Source organism: Bacteroides cellulosilyticus (assembly GCF_020091405.1).
Classification (GTDB): domain Bacteria; phylum Bacteroidota; class Bacteroidia; order Bacteroidales; family Bacteroidaceae; genus Bacteroides.
In genome coordinates this window covers 4,290,668-4,308,693 of the sequence record NZ_CP081903.1, presented here as the reverse complement: position 1 = coordinate 4,308,693, position 18,026 = coordinate 4,290,668, and the positions used below count along the sequence as shown (strand labels likewise).

The 18,026-nt window shown below is 45.8% G+C and carries 7 protein-coding genes; all 7 read right to left on the bottom strand.

Annotation, left to right across the window (positions count from 1 at the left end; translation table 11 throughout):
* Positions 1-15: 15 nt before the first annotated feature.
* A complete protein-coding gene (locus K6V21_RS16035) occupies positions 16-1,698 on the bottom strand; it encodes a thrombospondin type 3 repeat-containing protein (protein ID WP_217713351.1) in 1,683 nt (560 codons plus the stop codon).
* A 58-nt stretch (positions 1,699-1,756) separates the two neighbouring features.
* Positions 1,757-6,181 carry a two-component regulator propeller domain-containing protein gene (locus K6V21_RS16030; RefSeq protein ID WP_224319238.1) on the bottom strand — a complete coding sequence of 1,475 codons (4,425 nt, stop codon included), beginning with the start codon at positions 6,179-6,181 and terminating at the stop codon, positions 1,757-1,759.
* Positions 6,182-6,263: 82 nt separating this feature from the next.
* Complete coding sequence (locus K6V21_RS16025) at positions 6,264-8,897, bottom strand: glycoside hydrolase family 2 protein (protein WP_217713348.1); 2,634 nt, start codon at positions 8,895-8,897, stop codon at positions 6,264-6,266.
* A 167-nt stretch (positions 8,898-9,064) separates the two neighbouring features.
* Positions 9,065-11,386 carry a DUF5703 domain-containing protein gene (locus K6V21_RS16020; RefSeq protein ID WP_224319237.1) on the bottom strand — a complete coding sequence of 774 codons (2,322 nt, stop codon included), beginning with the start codon at positions 11,384-11,386 and terminating at the stop codon, positions 9,065-9,067.
* 12 nt (positions 11,387-11,398) lie between these two features.
* A complete protein-coding gene (locus K6V21_RS16015; RefSeq protein WP_224322058.1) occupies positions 11,399-12,832 on the bottom strand; it encodes a sialate O-acetylesterase in 1,434 nt (477 codons plus the stop codon).
* A 296-nt stretch (positions 12,833-13,128) separates the two neighbouring features.
* The gene (locus K6V21_RS16010; RefSeq protein WP_224319236.1) at positions 13,129-14,016 is read right to left on the bottom strand and encodes an Rpn family recombination-promoting nuclease/putative transposase; all 888 of its coding nucleotides are present in this window, start codon (positions 14,014-14,016) and stop codon (positions 13,129-13,131) included.
* Between the two features lie 620 nt (positions 14,017-14,636).
* Positions 14,637-17,924: a glycosyl hydrolase gene (locus K6V21_RS16005; protein WP_224319235.1), complete on the bottom strand. Its 3,288-nt coding sequence runs from the start codon at positions 17,922-17,924 to the stop codon at positions 14,637-14,639.
* Between the last annotated feature and the right edge of the window lie 102 nt (positions 17,925-18,026).

Below are 18,026 nucleotides of genomic sequence, written 5' to 3'. Positions count from 1 at the left end.
TTTCAACACATACTTTTATAGCAAACTTTTCCGTTTGGATAATGTATCGTAGTTGTTCTTCAAATCCGTCCAGTCCACTTTCATCTTCGTATCCATACCGTTGATGTATTTCTCAATATTAGTGTAACCATCTCCATTGCAATCCTTCACAGCATCACTCGGATCATTCGGATTCAGTCCATTAGCTAGCTCCCACGCATCCGGCATACCGTCACCATCGGAGTCCACATAAGATTCTCCTTTGTACTCGGGCAGTCCACCCACCTGACGGATATCCGTAATGATGCCTTGTTTATAGGAGTCCGCAGGCAAACGTCTTTTCACATAAGGAGAAATGAATTCCGGAGCGTCTTTCACATAGATGGCTTTTCCTGTCTTCACTGTTTTGATGACTCTCGTATCAACAGCATCCCGCTTCGGAAAAGTCGCTCCCACATTACTTAACACGAAATTATAAGCCTTTTGAGTATCCATAATGGTTACAGGAGATGTTTTGAAAGGTTCGTCCACCCTGATCTGCGGAATAAATTTTCCGGCATCCACTTCATTGGCTAGTTGTACACCACCATCCCAGTTGTCTTTTGTAACCTTTGCATTTCCATGGACGATATTTCCATTTACATAAGCCTTACCAAAGGACGTCGGCTGACTTTTGTCACGTCCGGCCTCCGGCTTCAGAATACGATAAGAAATCGGCTTATCCAACGGAGTGATAGGTCCGGGTTTGAAATAGTTATTTATAATGTTATAGAAACTCTTATTATCACCACCGTCAATGGAGCGATTCCACCAGTTGAAAACAACATTATTGACAAAGTTAAAGTCTCCGTCCATACCTACCGAGCTGTTACGACTGATATTTGAGGCAAAAAGATTCCGGCAGAACATGCTGTTATGACCACCGATTGTAGCTCCGAAAGCATGATTGTAGGCATCCAATGCTTCCGAAAATATTGAATTCTGAATCGTGATATTTACAGTCGGCAATTTCAGCCCATGTCCATCCGCTCCCCGGTTATATACATGTCGGTAGATAGACATATTCTCATCCAATCCCCAACTGGCCGAGCAGTGGTCTATAATGATATTCCCTACGGCATTTCCTCCCAACGCATCGTCACGGAAAGCTACGTCCTGCGCTCCACGGCGGAAGCGCATGTGCCTGATCACAACATCATGCGTATCAATCAGAAAAGAATGTCCGGTAACACAGATACCATCTCCCGGAGCGGTCTGTCCGGCAATTGTAACATAAGGAGCACGCAGGCTGATAGGTGCTTTCAAACGGATAACTCCGGAAACATTAAACACAATGACACGAGCACCTCCCGTTTCACAAGCCTCACGCAAAGTTCCGGGTCCTGAGTCTTCCAAAGAAGTGACCACGATCACTTTACCACCACGCCCACCGGGAGTATACATACCTCCACCTTCCGCACCGGGAAAAGCCGGAATGTTACTTTTCATCAAATCTTCCGGTTTGGAAGCCCACGGTTTATAAGGACGTCCTTTTTGTGCTTCCTCCATAACAACCGGCAGGGCTTTCTTCCATGCCGCATCCGATTTCCGGTCAAACTCCGCTTCTTGTTTTGCTGCTCTCGCTTTCACCGAGTCGGGAATGACAGGATACTGTGCTGCCACTGGCAATACGCACGTAGCCAGCATCCATACTGATAATACTTTCTTAATGTTGTTCATTCTTTCGAATCTTAATAGGTTTTCTAAGAAGACGGTTAAGAAAACATTTTGTAATCGGTTATTTCTCCCCTTTCCGCCATTCACTCATATATTCGCGGGGAGTCTGGTTATATTTCTTCCGGAAACACTTGCTATAATAGCCCGAGTCTTTGAATCCGACGGCAAAGGCAATCTCCGAGATACTTAAGTCCGTGTTCTTAATCAGTTCGACAGATTTATTCAAACGAATCTCTTTAACCAGGTCGACAGGTGCCAGTCCGGTAAGGCTCTTCAATTTCTTAAAGAATGCCGAGCGGCTTAATCCTATTCCGGAAGCTATGGTGTCGATATTAAAATCGCTGTCGTCCATGTTCTCCTCAATCACCTGATGTATCTTTTCAAGGAACTGCACATCCTTCTTCACAAGATATTGCTCATAACTATCTTCCTCCGTTGTTTTCTGATTCTCCATTTGCAGGCGGATCCGTTCCCGGAAAAGCAGCCGCTCAGATAGCAACTGATCAATGCGTGCCAACAAATATTCCTTGCTAAAAGGCTTCGTTATGTAAGCATTGGCTCCTAAAGTGATTGCTTTCGTCTTGGCGTCTTCATCATTCTTCGCGGTCAGGATGATAACCGGAATATGACTGATCTGGAAATCTTTACGAATAGACTGCAACATTTCCAAACCATCCATTTCAGGCATCATCTGGTCGGTGACCACGATATCGGGATGATACAAGTGAACTTTCTTCAATCCCTCTACTCCATTATTAGCAATATGAATATTAAACTTGTCTTCCAATTGCAGCTTGATCAGCTGGCAGAGGTCTTTATTGTCTTCCACCAACAAAAGATTCGGCAATGAAGCGTCAATTTCCGTCTGCTCTTCGGAATCTTCCTCTGCCATGATATCAGCAGAAGACACACCTCCGGCAGGAGCAGTTTCAGTGTCACTGACATAAAAATCGACTTCCGAAATGCGATAATGTTCCTTTCCGAGCAATAGTTCTACAATAAACACGGTTCCCTTTCCTTCAGGACTTTCAGCACGAATCACTCCATGATGCAGATTCACGATTTCTTTGGAAAGTGCCAGTCCGATACCTGTACCCTGATAATACGAGTTTTGGGCATTCTCTCCTTGTGAGAAGCGTTCAAAAATCTCGGTCAATTTATTCTGGGGGATTCCGATCCCGTTATCTTCCACTCTCAGGAAACAGTGTTCTCCATCTTCTGTCAGTCCGGCAACTACATGGATGCTGCCACCGGAAGGGGTAAATTTGAAGGCATTGGATATGATGTTCCGAATAACAATACTCAGCTTCTCCTTATCCGCCCATATCATAATAGCCGCATCCGGCAACTGGAAAGTAAAGCTAACTTCATTTTCTTCGGAAAGAACACGGAATTCCTTCTGGAAAGAGACTACCAACTCATTAAAATCAATCAACGACACATGCAAACGCATCTTTCCGTTCTGTATCTTTCGGAAATCAAGTATCTGATTGACAAGTTGTAACATCTGGTTAGTGTTCTTCTCCATCAGTTCCACATATTGCACACCTTTTGGTGAAAGTGTCTCACGCTCTCTCAATTCCTGTATCGGACCTTTTATTAAAGTCAGAGGAGTGCGTAGTTCATGAGAAATATTTGTAAAGAACTTGATCTTCATTTCCGAAACCTTCTGTTCGATGTAGATGTCATTCTTCATTTTAATCATAAAGAAAGCCAGACGCAAACTGAAATAAAGGGCTATAATACCCAAGACTACATAAATCACAATAGCCCACCAGCTTAACCACCAGGGCGGAAGAATAGTGATGGCCAACGTGCGGTTGGAAACGAGCTCCGGATTGGCTTCATCTATTGTTTCCACCCGGAAAGTATAGGATCCGGGCGGCACATTCGTGTAAGAAGCAATACGGTTTTTGCCATTGTAATGCCATTCATTCTCGTATCCTTCAAGGATATATCGATAAAACACACGATTGGGATTATAGAAGTTCAATGCAGCAAATTCAATGGTAAACATAGACTGATTATACTTTAGCCTGATTGCATCGGCAAATGTAATCGATTCTTTCAATACAGGATCTTCATGAAAACTACGCAAATCACGATTGGAGATTTTAAAGTCGACTATGCGTGTATCATAGTTCATATTCTGCGTTTCCAGTTTATTAGGTGAAAATGTGAGAATACCTTGCCTGGAACCAAGCCATAAGTCACCGTTCAAAGTACGGAGCGCGCTGCTTTCTTCCAACTCAACGTTCAGGAATCCATCGTACCTGTCGTAATTACGGAACTGTTCGGTGTCTTTATTGAAACAAGACAATCCTATTTCTGTAGTAAACCAGAGATTTCCGTCTTTATCTTCTACTATTGATTTTACTACATCATTATTCATACCTTCACGGATGCCGTAAGATTTAAAGACAGGTACCCGCCTTTCTTTATCATAGTGTACCAGTTTATTCAATCCTCCCCCAAATACGCTTACCCAGATTTGTGATTCGGAATCTTTGTACAATACATAAATATCATTGTCAGCAACATTCGAACGTTCACTCACCTGGCGGTAAGTTTCAAATTGAATCTCTTCGGGATTAGTGAAATGACCATCAAAAGACATCAGACCATCCATTGTTCCTACCCAGATACGTCCGTCATTATCCTCCATCATTGTACGCACTTCCATATAAAGCCCATAAAGCGGATATTGCTTCAAACCATTATACTTATGCTTGAAGGCAATTGTCCCGTTCGCTTCACTGATCAGATTCAGACCACCACCTAACAAACCAACCCAGATACGTCCCTGGCTATCCTGATAAGTGAAATACACATCATTACTACTGATTGAATTCGGATTCTTAGGATCATTTTTATAACGTATGAAGCGTAACCCTTGCGGAGAATTCATATCCGGTTCAGCCTTCACAAGACCATTGCCTTTGGTAGAGAACCAAAGATTCCCATCTTTATCTTCCATGATATGATATACAGCTCCCACCAGATAATTCTTTTCCGAGAAAACTTGCTTTACCTGTCCGTTACTATCAAGGCGATAAAGGGCCTGCCAACGGGTTCCTGCCCAAATATCGCCATTCTTTGCCTGATACAGAGCGCGTATCCCCTGATTCCAGGAATTAGGTTTTTCATCACCAACCGGCACCGGAGACACTTCTTTAAGTACCTGGAACTGCTTCTTGGGAAAGTTAACCCTGTACACCCCATTATCTGTAGAAGCCAACCAGAGAATCTCGTCTTTATCCAGCAATAGATGAAAAAACAGTTGTCCGGGAGCATCATCGACAAAAGGCTTTGATTGATTCAGGCGAACCATCTCCAGTTCCTCCCGGTCGAACAAAAGAATCTCTCCGCCCGGAGTCAGAAAAAACATACCCTGTTCACCGGCATCTTGCATTTCAAAATTTCCTATGGAATTCTGTTTAGGAAATGTAAAGCGACGATTGGCTTTATTTAAAGGATCATAGTATACCAATGCATTATTACCTTCCTGAAACCAGATTTTATCATATTTGTCTATGAATATAGTTCCTGTTTCTCTCCCGTCGATGGAAAGCGGTAATTTTGTCAATTGCTTATAACCGATATTATACTCGTATACTCCTTCACTTGTAGTAATATACACCAACCCTGTCTCTGTTACCAGCAAATTTACAACCGGCTGATCCATTCCCGGTATTTCATAACGATTGACCACTCCATTCTCCGGATCAATACTATAGATGTGTCCGTTCCGGTCGCCTAACCATAAACATCTGGAATTATAAGACGCACAGGTGAACTGGTCGGGGCTACCGGCTATCTTCTTCTGAATGAAATCGGCAGGCTTATCTTTCAACCCCGCTCCTTTCCTTAACGAAAGTATCTGATAATCCATACCCACCCAATTGATAAATTCGGAAGTCTCGCATAACACATTATGCTTCAAACGCATATCGTAGTGGTTAATATTAGGGCGTGAATCGTGCAATTGCTTCATTGTAATTTTGCCCTCTTTATCAGTATGCGCACGAAGCAGACTCTTATCTTTGGTCAGTAATAGGACATCCCCATCCGCAGTAGTCTGAATCTTGATAATCTGAATATTCTCAGAGTATTCCTTCACATCGTCATAAACCGCATGAAAACTTTCATGTTTCTTATCAAACAGATACAGTTTACGATCAATGGTCTTGAGCCAAAGAAAGCCATTCTTATCTTCTACGATACGCTGAATCTTACGTGGAGGAATGTCAGCCGAATAAAATCCGTCACGGTTATCGTACGAACGAAACTTAGTACCGTCAAAGCTACATAAGCCATACCAAGTGCCGAACCAGACAAAGCCCTCGCTACCCTTTAAAGTACAGTTTACAATATTATTAGGTAACCCTCGTTCGGCCGTGTAGTGTTCCACAATCATGCTGGGATAGGCAAAGCTTGTAAGCCCTATCACCGATAGAAATAGTATTAGAATAGATCGTTTCTTCATTTATAACAACAGTTGATATAAAATGTATCCAAAGATAAGCTTTTTCTAACAGTGACTAAAATTATCACTCCCTTATTTTAGATTATTCTTTTGTTCCGAACTCCGTCTGCTGACGTTCTACCTCATCCAACACCTTTTGGCGTTCTTCTTCTGTCAACTGTATTTTCTTGTCAGTTGTATCTTTTTGTAACCTTGTTTTCACAGCCGCAGAAGCTATTTCCCGCTCCTCATAACAAAAAGGATATTCCGCAGGAACACTTTCGAACTCCAGCTCCGCAGCTGTCGGAGCTTGTGTACCCTCAAATTGCACACGGGCTTTCACTTTGATCTTTCCGGCTTTTCTGGTAGAACGAATCAGTACAGGGGCAGAACCGAACTCCACTGCACGGGGATTCGCACCGATAGCCGCATCGCCAATAATATCTCCTTCCCCTTCTACGGTAAAAACGATATTCTCTTTAGCCAGGCGTCTCACATTTCCATTGTCATCAGTCACCTCAGCAACCACTACAATGAAATCAGAACCATCCGCCACCAGGTTCACATTCCCTGTATCCGCATATAGCCTCAATTTAGTGGAACGTCGTGAAGGCATCTTCTTCTGAGTGCACACCACTTTCCCATTTATAATGCCTTCTACAATCATATTCACTTTTTGCCAATTCTTCTGAGTATAACTATAACTGCGGGCTTCCCAGAAATCCCATACATTTTCAAAAACGACAGGGGCATTCGGCAGATGGCCTTTGGCATGAACCACCGGCTTCGTCCATGTCTTTGTTCCATCATAGACAGAAAGCCTGACCGAATCGCAATTACTGAAAACAACTACATCTTTATCAGAGAACTGCGACATTTCATGAGCAATGAAAACCATGGGTCCACACTCAGCCAAAGGATGCCGCATACTGGCTGAAGACTGACTGCGGAACATCTCGTATGCATATTTTTTCTGACGAAAAGCATCATAAATACCTCCCCAATATGGATCAGGGTGATACCCCCGTTGGTGATCGAACGGATGCCACTGGGCACCACCGATAAACAGGCCCGTAGTGCGATACATCTCATCATAACTCTTAGCCAGAGAAAGTGCCTGCACCAGCAACGGATGTTCTCCCCAGCTGCGGCTTGCACGGTTATCATTATTGTGGGCATACCAGTCATCCACATTCTCCCCGAACTCACGGGTAAAGATACATTGCTCCGGCCTGTCTTCCTTTTCATCATCACCGGGCCAACCATAGACCACATCATAATGCTCTTTTACTCCTGCCGAATGCACATCAGCCGCCGCTACCGGACGCCCCGGATACGGATATTCTTCTTTGGTAATATCAAGAGCCTTCAAAGCAAAATCAAGCGGGTAACGGGTTTCATTCAAGATAGGTTCCCACATCAAAACAGAAGGATGATTGCGGTCACGACGGATCATTTCACGTGTATTCCGATGGACAAGCTCTCCAAATTGCGGATCTTTGTTCCAATATTGCCACCCCGGTGTAGCGACAATTACAAACAGGCCAAGTTCGTCACATGCATCCATGAAAGACGGGTCCTGCGGATAATGGGCTGTACGGATAATAGTGCATCCTGCATCACGTAAGCGCTTGGCATCACGCCATTGCTGAGAGTTTGGTAAGGCATTGCCCACATAAGCGAAATCTTGATGACGGTTGGCTCCCACCAACTGGCCGAAAGGTTTGCCATTCAGCCAAAAGCCATCTTTACCACGGAATTCCGCCAGACGAATTCCGACACGGGTGACTCCGCCATCTACGGACTGATTGCCTTTTTTAAGGCGAGACTGTACTCTATATAAATAAGGCGTATCCGGCGACCATAGCTTCGGATTCTTCACTTCCATTTGCTGACGGATTATTTTCTTCTCTCCCGATTGCAAGGAGAGTTTACCGGATATGCGCCTGATTATTTTGCCGTCAGCATCTGTCAGTGTCGTCTCTACAATCACAGATTCAGAATGGGTATTTTCATTCTGTACTTCCGTATTGACACAGACTTGCGCACTCTTTTCACTGATCTGATCGAAGTGAACAAACACACCACCTCCGGCAGCAGTCTTCGATTCGATGGCATCAGTAATGGATATAGGAGATTTGGCAATCATCCATACATCCCGATAGATGCCTCCATGATAGGTGAAATCTAAGGTATACTGACGTTTGCCCGGAGGATAGGATTTATCATCGCTGTTATCTGCAAAAACAGCAAGCAGGCAGGAGTCTCCGGCTTGCACTCCATGGGTTGTCAAGTCCAGTGTGAAAGGCAGATAACCGCCTATATGCTCCTGAATACGCTTTCCGTTCAGATAAAGAATCTGTTTCCCCATCGCTCCTTCAAAATGAATGGATACCCGTTGTCCTTTAGTCTCTGCCGGAACGACGAAATGCTTGCGATACCAGACAGGTCCCTGATAGTTCCGGCATCCACTGGCCTCAGCAGGCATTAATTCCACAGTGTGAGGGGTGGAGACAACTTCCCATGAACGATCATCGAAGTTCACTGTTTCCGCTCCAGATATGTCGCCTTTGAAGAAGCGCCAGCCCGGATTGAAATCATATACCTGTCGTCCGCTTCCGGGAAGCTGAATGAAACCGGCAACTGAGGTCTCGGGACGGTAAGTTCCTGTCGCTTTCCCTGATAATGGGAATAAAAACAAAAAGGCTGACAAGGTTAAAAACAAGTTCTTATTCATATATTCTTAGTTTTATTTAGTTACGAGCTACCTGCTACGAGTGACAAGTATCCTTTCGGCACAATCACTGGGTACGCGGACGACGCGGATAAGGCGGACGAACGCGGACTTTTTTCTCGATATTTATTGTAGGAGTATCCTGATTCCCCTCGCCGCTAAATCATCATTTAGCCACCTATCATTATCACCACATCCTTCTTCCTACTTTCCGGCAACACTTTTAAATCTGTCACTTTCCCCTCTTTCAAAGTAGCCTCTACCGTTGTATTGCCGGGTGCATGAAGTTTGAAGTGTACATTCCATTCTAGAGGCCAAGCCGGAAACAGGAGTATCAGTTCTCCGTTTGTCTGCAACAGCATCTCCTGAAGTCCTATCATGCCGCTTCCTCCCCAGTTGTGATCAGGCGTCCAGTCATAGCCGGGGCCCCAGAAAGCCGGAAAGCGATGCGGGCCGTTGGATAATTTAGCCAGATTAAGCCGTCGGGATTCTTCAGGCAATCCCAAACATGCAGCCCAGATATTATCTTGTTTCCATCCGATGTGCGAACGGAATTTAACCGCATCGGGATCATAGAAATAGGTATCGCGGGCAACCTCCAATTTCTCTTTGCCAATGCCGTAAACACGCCACGGAAATACGGGATAGAGTTGTGGAGTCTCCACATTATTAATACGCTCCCAACTCTTAGCAGGGGCAATCGTTTGTTTCAGCACCGGCATAGTTATGGAATTCGCAGAATCCTGCACTTCGATATAACGCAATGGTATTGGTGGGATTACTTCCAGCATTTCGTTCTTCCGTCCGTAAGTTTCCAGCACGGTCCGCAATGCGGCAATAGTGCTGCTGGCGTTATTAGTCATTTTATAGGTTTCACAGGCAGAACCCGGAAAGAGAATCAGGTGTCCTTCTCCATCCAACTCCTTCCGTCCACGGCGGGAAGCAAGCATACGATAATGCTCATCAAAGAAAGTCAATGAACTTTCAATCAGAGGCAAATAGGAAGCGATATCCGTATCGGCATAATTATTCGTCTCAAGTATCATCTGGCAGAATTCGAGTACGGTATCCCATTCGTATTCCAGCCACGCGTTGTATTCCAGTCCTTTATCGAACCCTTCCGGACGTTTAAAACCATATTCGGCAGGATTGGGCAAACCGAAATTCTCAATCTGTTCGCAGAAGCAGGCTCCCCCGTGCTGCCAATACACACGGCTGCGCAATTCGGCATTCTTCAGCATCCGGTTATAGAAATCGAACTGGGCAGGCATCATGTCAGAGTCACCGCTTTTCAACATCGGCCAATATACCAGACGTTGATTCTGCGCGGTCATTGTGCCGCCTCCCCATTTCCGATAATCAGGAGTAAACGCCTGCTTCGGATCTATATGTAAAGGATCAAAGGTGAACAAGCCACCATTGAACTTGGTAGGAGCATTGCCATAAGCATTGCAGCCCAGCATATAGCGGAAAAGAGTGTAATTCCGGGTTATCTCCCCGGCCTCTCCTTCTGCCACAATGAAACTACGTTGCCAGAAAGCGTTCCACCATTGGCGGGTTTGTTTCTTATCTTGCGAAAGTGCTTTCATAGAAACTTTTCCGTGTGGCATTATTCTCCTCAGACTGACTTGTAAGTCCTGCGCCCACTGTTCTTCTGTCTCCGTCTGATCTGTATGCAGTACAACGAAAAAGTGTTGTTTCCGGGATGCTTTCGATGAACGAAACTTCCATGCCCGATAATCAGTTCCGGCATATACCGCATCTGAGATTCCGGCATATTCCAGATTCTCACCTGACAGGCATCCTCCGAACGTCAGGTTCTTTAAAGGATTCATCAACCGGGATTTGACTGTATCCATGCCTTGCTGAGATACCGCTACATCAAAAACGGTCTCTTCCGGATTACGGTGATAAAACGTAATAAGTGGAGAGCGGAGAGTGGAGAATGGAGAGTTTGGGAGGGGACGGATGACGTCGGCACTTGTCACCGCTCCCTGGGGAGGAGCCCATTTGTAGGAACATTGTTGCCCCTCTCCTTTCCGGATCGGCCGGTCCCGGTATCTCCAATTCTCATAAAAGATTTCCGCCTGCAAGGGACGGGCGTTGACAATCTCTACATGAACTACGGGATGGAACACATCCGCCCAAATTTGAATGCGTGTACCTTCTGCCGAAATCTCCACGAATCCGTCATTAAGCATTAATTCCTGCCGGAAGTCTTTGGTATCTTTAAAAGGATTGGGAGACAGGCGGATACGGAAACGCCCCTGTTTCAGCAGGCAGTTATTCTCATCAAAAGTACCGCTACGACTCAGATAAAACAGCACATCACCCTCTTCCACCCACACATTCATACCGATATCTCCACCTCCACACGGCATTGATTCGGAAGAATTACGACTGGGGGTATTCCAAACAACATTGGCATGTTGGCTCCAAAGAGCCGACACGCCAACAAGAATCAGGATTATAATCAGATAAATTCTTTTCATATTTCACACGCATCACCAGTCATCCGAACGGAAAGAACCCAGCGGCAAACCGTCACAATAGACATCTCCTTCCACATAATTCACAAAACCATATCGTACGGCCACAGGATGTGGTACCCTCTCACTTTTTACAAGTATCTTGCTGCGTTCTATCCATGCCTTGGCCGGATAGAATACTTTGTCTTCGCCCGCTACCTGGAAATTCTTCGATTCAAAACAGTTCTTGCCACTAATCCACATGCCGGCACGTTCGAAACTCACAATAACCGTGTCATTCTTTATTTCAATGCTTTTATAATAAGGGCTTTCACCGTTTACTCCTTCTATCCCGTAAGTCTTCGTCAGGGCAAGAAGTGCCAATCGCTCACCGGCAACTTGCTTGCGGGCGGGATGAATGCCTTTTTCCATCCCTGCATCCAGCAGTACGGCCATACCGGTATTGGGTACACGGTGCTCTACTTGCGCCTGCGCTTCGCGGAGATAGGCTGTATTGATTACTTCCTTTCCGCGTTCCGTGATAATTCCATAATCGTATGGAGCTATCTGGCAGTAATAAAAAGGGAAATCACCTTGTTTCCATTCGGCACGCCATCCGTTAATGAGTGTCGTAAACATATCCGCATAGGTATGGGCACGATTCCAGTTATCCTCACCCTGATACCAGATGACTCCTTTCATGGTCAGTCCGATCAATGGGTGCAGCATGCCATTGTACAGTACGGTTGGAGTACGGTTCTTTGATTTGATATCTGCCTCCGACCGGGGTATCTTTGCATCCGGAAAAGCCTTCAACCAGTCGGCAGTCATCCAAGCTTCGCAAGCCGAACCGCCCCAGGCTGCCACTATCAAGCCCACCGGAACATCTAATATTTCATTTACCAACCGCCCGAAGTAATAGGCTGTCGCACTGAAATCGCGCACTGCCGCCGGACTTGCCTCTTTCCAGGAGCCTGTCACATCATTTTGCGGAGTGAGCGTGGAGGTACGTTTCACTGTGAACAGTCTTATCTCAGGGTTCCTGCTACGAAGAATATCCATATTAGCGTTCTCTACAGGCTGGTTTTTAAAGCCTTTCATAGGCATCTCCATATTGCTTTGACCGGAGCAAAGCCATAATTCCCCTATCAGAATATTGCTCAGGACTTTCGGAGTTCCATCATCAAAAGTAACAGTGTAAGGTCCGCCTGCTTCGGGAGTGGAAACGGCTAGTTTCCACGTACCTTGTGCGTCGGCTGTTACTGCATACAGTTTTCCATCCCAGCTGGTGCGGACGGTTACTTTCTTATTGGGAGTTGCCGTCCCCCAGAGATTGGCATGGGTCTGTTGCTGCATCACCATGCCATCCGAGAAGATGGCAGGCAGGTGCACTTCTGCATGAGTTGACAGGCAAACTGCAAATAGAAAAGTAGCAAGTGCGGTGCCTGCTGTAGCTATTAAGTTTTTCATCGTTGTATATTTAGGGCTCTCACAGAGTTCAGGGATGAGCATCCCCAAAAGAGAAGAACCGGATTCCATAAAGAGAAGACGGAAGAGAGGGAAGTTTGTACTCATGATAATTTAGCGCTTTGCGCTAAATTAAGTTACGAGCTACAGGCTACAAGCTACAAGTAGCTGCGCTATATACCGAAAGGCACTTGTAGCTTGTAGCCTGTAGCTCGTAACTGATTTATACGAATGAATCCCGCAAACGATGATTATTATCAGTTTGCGGGATTCTTGTTATGGAGGTATTTTCTTTATTTCTACAGCTTATCTATCTCGTCAATCGTCAGACCGGTAATGTCAGAAATCAGCTGATTATCCAGCCCTTTCATTTTCATTTTACGGGCATTGGCCATACGCTCTTCTTCACGGCCTTCCCAGCGCCCTTCCTCGCGTTCCGTATAGATATTGCTCCGCAGGATGACAACATTATCCAGATGGCGATAATAAGCATCCAGCTCCGTTTTGGTCATCCGGTCCAGTTTCAATCGCTCGCGGGCTTCATGCAAACCCGGAGCGGTGGCGGTATCAGGAATGTCACCTGTGTTCAGGTAGTAAATCCACTCTTCGAGCGGGCTTTTGGCTACTTGGTTAAAGTCATTCACTTTCAGGATATAAAACTCGGGATATAGCTGGCTCACACTGTCCACTTTAAAGGTTTGTTTCTGGAAAGGAGTCAGCTCAAGGATGTCGCCGTCGTGTATTCCCCGGAACTCTGTTTTTCCATGATACACGGTATCCTTCCCACTACCCAAGGCGAAGTATACGATATTGACACTGTACACTTTACGCACCTTGTCGTAGCCTTCACCACGGTTGATGTATTCGGTTACCAGTTTTGAGGTGCCGAACAGCATGCGCTGGAAGTAAGCGTATTCGTTGTTATTCTGCACTTCAATCAGGATGAGTTCGCCTTTGGAGTCCTCGGCGAGTATGTCCACACGGTTATACTTATCAAATTCATCTTCCTGATTGCCTTCGCTTTCCAGCAGTTTCTGAATCGTGATAGTCTCCTTAAGCAGGGTGGTCAGGAGGCCTTCGAGCACTCCGAAATTGGCCTTGTTGCGCAAAAGGCGCTTCATTGCCCAATCGAAACGAATATAAGTATTTGCCATAAGTCCGTCTCCTTTCTCTTGTTTTGTTTTCATAACAACAAAGGTAAAGGGAAAATGTTGAAATCCAAGCAACAACCATGAATTTATTCGAAGCCATTCCGTGCACTTTCAGCAATTTCCGATTCAATCGGATTTGTAATTCGTCAGGACGAGCTGATAAATAATCATTTCATTCATAACAGTGCAGAAAGGAGGCAAAGGATAATTGAGATTTTAGACACGGATTACACTGTTGTTTTTATATACTGCAACAGTGTAATCCGTGTCTAAAATAGATTCATAACTTATCCGCAATGCAAAGTTATCGTCTATAGCTTCTAAAATCATCGTCCTTGCAACAAAGACTTAGAATGAAGGCTCCGTTTCTATAAATATAATCTCCGTTTCTATAAATGAAGCTTTCGTTTTTAGAAACGAAGCTTTCATTTTAAGTATTCATAGTAAGAAAGGAAAGTCTTACCAAGGGAGGGCGTTAGTTTTGATAGCATCCGTATCTAAAATAGAATCATAACTGGTGCAGACATGAATCAATGGATACGCAGACAACGCGGATAAGGCGGACGAACGCGGATTTAAAAAGCTGCGCTATACTATTAAGAAATTAAAGTCCGCGTTCGTCCGCCTTATCCGCGTTGTCCGCGTACCCATTTGATTCAAAACCCGCCAGAAAGGAATGAAACCGGTCCCAGCAGTCCTGCCGGGAGCAGTGTTTTTTCCTGCCTCCTATATTTGGCGTTCGTCCAGATTCCGCTGAACGGTGCTTTTCCTTCATCAGCTCCTTTGAGAGCATTCGCCCAGGTATTGGTCACCTCTATTTCAAGTTCATTTGTACCTTCTTTTAAAGCTGCCGTAATATTAGTCCGGTAAGGAGCAGTCCAGATTGTTCCGCAGTCCACGCCATTCACGCGGACAGTTGCCAGATCGCAGACCTTTCCCAAATTCAGATAAACCGCTGTTTCCGGTTTGCCTTTCCAATGGAATGCAGTCCTGTAGACGGCTGTTCCCGAATAGTACCGGATCTTCTCATCCCCCTCCCGGCTCCAATCGAAAAGCTCTTTCCGATTTACGGTCCTGCCATTAGCTATGAAGTTCACTGTATACTCTCCCAATTCCACCGCAACCTCCGAAAACTCTTTCGCAGGACGGCTCCCCTCCTTCTGCCGCTTCTGTGAACTATTCCCGTCACCGGAACAGTTCTTTTCTGCCGGATATACGATAAATACGGATTCATTCGGCGCCAACGTCAGTGTAACTTCCGTTCGATTATTCTTCCGCTCATACGGAGGCCGGAAGTCAATCTCTCCCGTCAACGGATTCCAACATTCGGGCTTCTTTCCGCAGATACGCATACTTGCGGTGAAAGTACGTGTCTCTTCCCGTTGGTTAGCAATAAAATAAATATCCCCTTGTTCTCCCCGGCGATGTGTCCAGGCAACATCTTCCGGCACAATCAGATCACGTTCCAATCCGTATGCCGAGAAGTCATCTCCGGTATAAGGAAGATCAGGAATCAATATACCCGCTTTCTTCAATTCATTGATCTTCCGCTCTACTTCAGGAGACAACTCCGCCTGCTCCGGATTCATCGGTCGGGGAAGTGGCACGACCAACACTTTATAACCGGCTCCGCCCGGCAATGTCATCCTGCCATCTTCCACTTTCGCCAACCGGAGCAATGCATCCTTGTTGAAACTATCATAGGCATAACCACGAAGCGGGTTCACCCATTTCTCCGGATCAACCATATTGGCAGAATGCGTAACGCCCACAGGACGCACACGCAAAGGCTGTCCCTCATTCGTCCGGCGAATACGCTCACTTTCCACACGCTCCGCCCCGAAAATACCCGGAAGAGAAGGAACCAACCGGTCCGGCAGCACCGCGCGCCTCGGAATCTCTTCGCCTGTGAAAACGGCAATATCCACTACTGGATGCCCATACTGCAACAATGCCTGGCAACGAGTGGCATAAACGGAAAGTGCCTTTGCCCCTTTATTCCACCAGGTCTGATCCCTCTGAAAGAAAAGGCCGATGCCATCCAATGTCATGCCGGGCTTGCGATCCAGCCATGGATTGTGGACATACACATGATAAAAAAGACGGTTAATCCCCAGTGCGTAATTCCGGTCGAGCAACGCCTTCAGCATTCCGGGATGCTCATCCCATGTGCCGCGCACCTCCGTAAATCCTTCTGCCTGGATAATGTTCTTTCCATAAATATGCGCCCCACTGACAGCATCCAGCATATCATTCAGTTTGTCATGGGTCGGACTGTTCAGCCAGAATTCTCCCATGGGAAGGTCCACCATTTGGTAATGCAACAACCCGTCGCTCACCATCGTGGGGGCTACACATTCTGCCGAGAACTGACAATCATATTCTTTGGCACAATCTGCCAATACCTTATAAAAGACATCAACAACAAGCTCGGATATAGTAATACGAACATCCCTCAGAATCTCTTCACTCCGTTCTGCACTTTCCATCGGAATACCCGCCAGTAACGGTAAATAAGGCATCAGGTCGTATCCGCGACGTTTCCGGAATTCAGCGGCAAACGTATCACTCCAATTCTGGCTGCCACATTCCCAGCTATCCACATGCATGTACTTCAATACACGACGCGCAACGTTGGGATCCGTCTTTAGAAATGCCTGTGCAAACCAGTTGTCGAACTGTTTACGCACTGCTTTCGCACTGAACTTATCACATTCCAACCCCTTTCCCCCTCCGGCAGTGGCATTGGTATGTCCGGTGGCTGTATGCCCCATACGCAATAATTTCCATTTTCCCTTGGGAAGAGTAGTTGTCAATATGCCCGCTCTACATTGACCGGTCAGATTGATGATCTGTGAAAGGGAATAACAATCTTTCTTCCCTACTTCCTCTTCCTTTGTAGCCGGGGCAACACGCCATACCAGTCCGGCTTTCCCCTCCCACTGATTCAACCGGGCTTCCCGGTGCAGTCGCAGCTGCTTTATCTTCAAATTAGGTTTCCACTTGGCTGCATCCATATCCTCACTTCCCGGCTCACTCCCTTCAGGAGTCCAATAGAAGCGGAAATAGCGGGCAGTAGTTGCAGGAATCGTATGCGTTGAATTCTCATCCGTATTCTGCCATCCCTGACGGGCGGGTACCAGCTGTTTCACGAAATGGAAATTCACCCCGTCGTCACTTGCCGTCACTTTCAGTCGATGTGCCTGATAATTGTTCCCGCTCAGAATCACCTCAACGTTACGGCAGGTAAAAGGATGTTCATATTCATACTGGATATAACAAGGATATGAAGAACGGATCACACCGGCGGCATCCATATTCACCGCTTTGGGAGAATCAGCCTGCTCTTCCATAGCTATATTGACACATGTTATCCGGGCCGGCATCTCATCCGGAACTTCCTTTACGGGCAAAGCAAACAGAGAGATATCTTCATAAAAACCCTCATAGGCCTCGGGCTGTGGCAGACGGAACGCCTTGAGTTTGCCACCGTCAACGATTGTATCGCTCCATACCACCTTCTGCATAGATTCCTCCGGACTGATCCAGGGACCACCGGCCAATGCAAAACCATCACAGATATGCATGCCCAACTTTAACCCCAAACGATCGGCTTCTTCCATACTGAAACGCACCATCTCCCACCATTCAGGTGTCAGTTGTTGTGCTTTTCCGCTATATTGCGCTCCTTCATGAATTCCCTTAATCGGCATCAGATACGTGCCTCCCAACCCGGCTTGCTTCATAGCCTCCAAATCGGCGGTAATCCCTTCTTTTGATACGGCACCGTACATCCAATACCAAAACGTCCAGGGTTTTGCTTCTTCCGAAGGATGAAGAAATTGTTCGTGAAGTGAACGTATCTGTTGAGCAACGGCAGAATCAGCAACGATCCACAACAGTAAGGATACTATGAATATTCGGAATCTTAGCGGACTTTTCATTCTTATCTAAATTATTTATGTGAGTAAGGAGTTTATTAATTCATATCGGAAAAGAAAGGAATTATTTCACCACAGAGGACGCAGAGGACACAGAGGTTATAA

Coding starts and splice junctions, on each gene's coding strand:
- K6V21_RS16035 (WP_217713351.1), bottom strand. CDS start 1,698: ATGAACAACATTAAGAAAGTATTATCAGTATGGATGCTGGCTACGTGC.
- K6V21_RS16030 (WP_224319238.1), bottom strand. CDS start 6,181: ATGAAGAAACGATCTATTCTAATACTATTTCTATCGGTGATAGGGCTT.
- K6V21_RS16025 (WP_217713348.1), bottom strand. CDS start 8,897: ATGAATAAGAACTTGTTTTTAACCTTGTCAGCCTTTTTGTTTTTATTC.
- K6V21_RS16020 (WP_224319237.1), bottom strand. CDS start 11,386: ATGAAAAGAATTTATCTGATTATAATCCTGATTCTTGTTGGCGTGTCG.
- K6V21_RS16015 (WP_224322058.1), bottom strand. CDS start 12,832: ATGAAAAACTTAATAGCTACAGCAGGCACCGCACTTGCTACTTTTCTA.
- K6V21_RS16010 (WP_224319236.1), bottom strand. CDS start 14,016: ATGAAAACAAAACAAGAGAAAGGAGACGGACTTATGGCAAATACTTAT.
- K6V21_RS16005 (WP_224319235.1), bottom strand. CDS start 17,924: ATGAAAAGTCCGCTAAGATTCCGAATATTCATAGTATCCTTACTGTTG.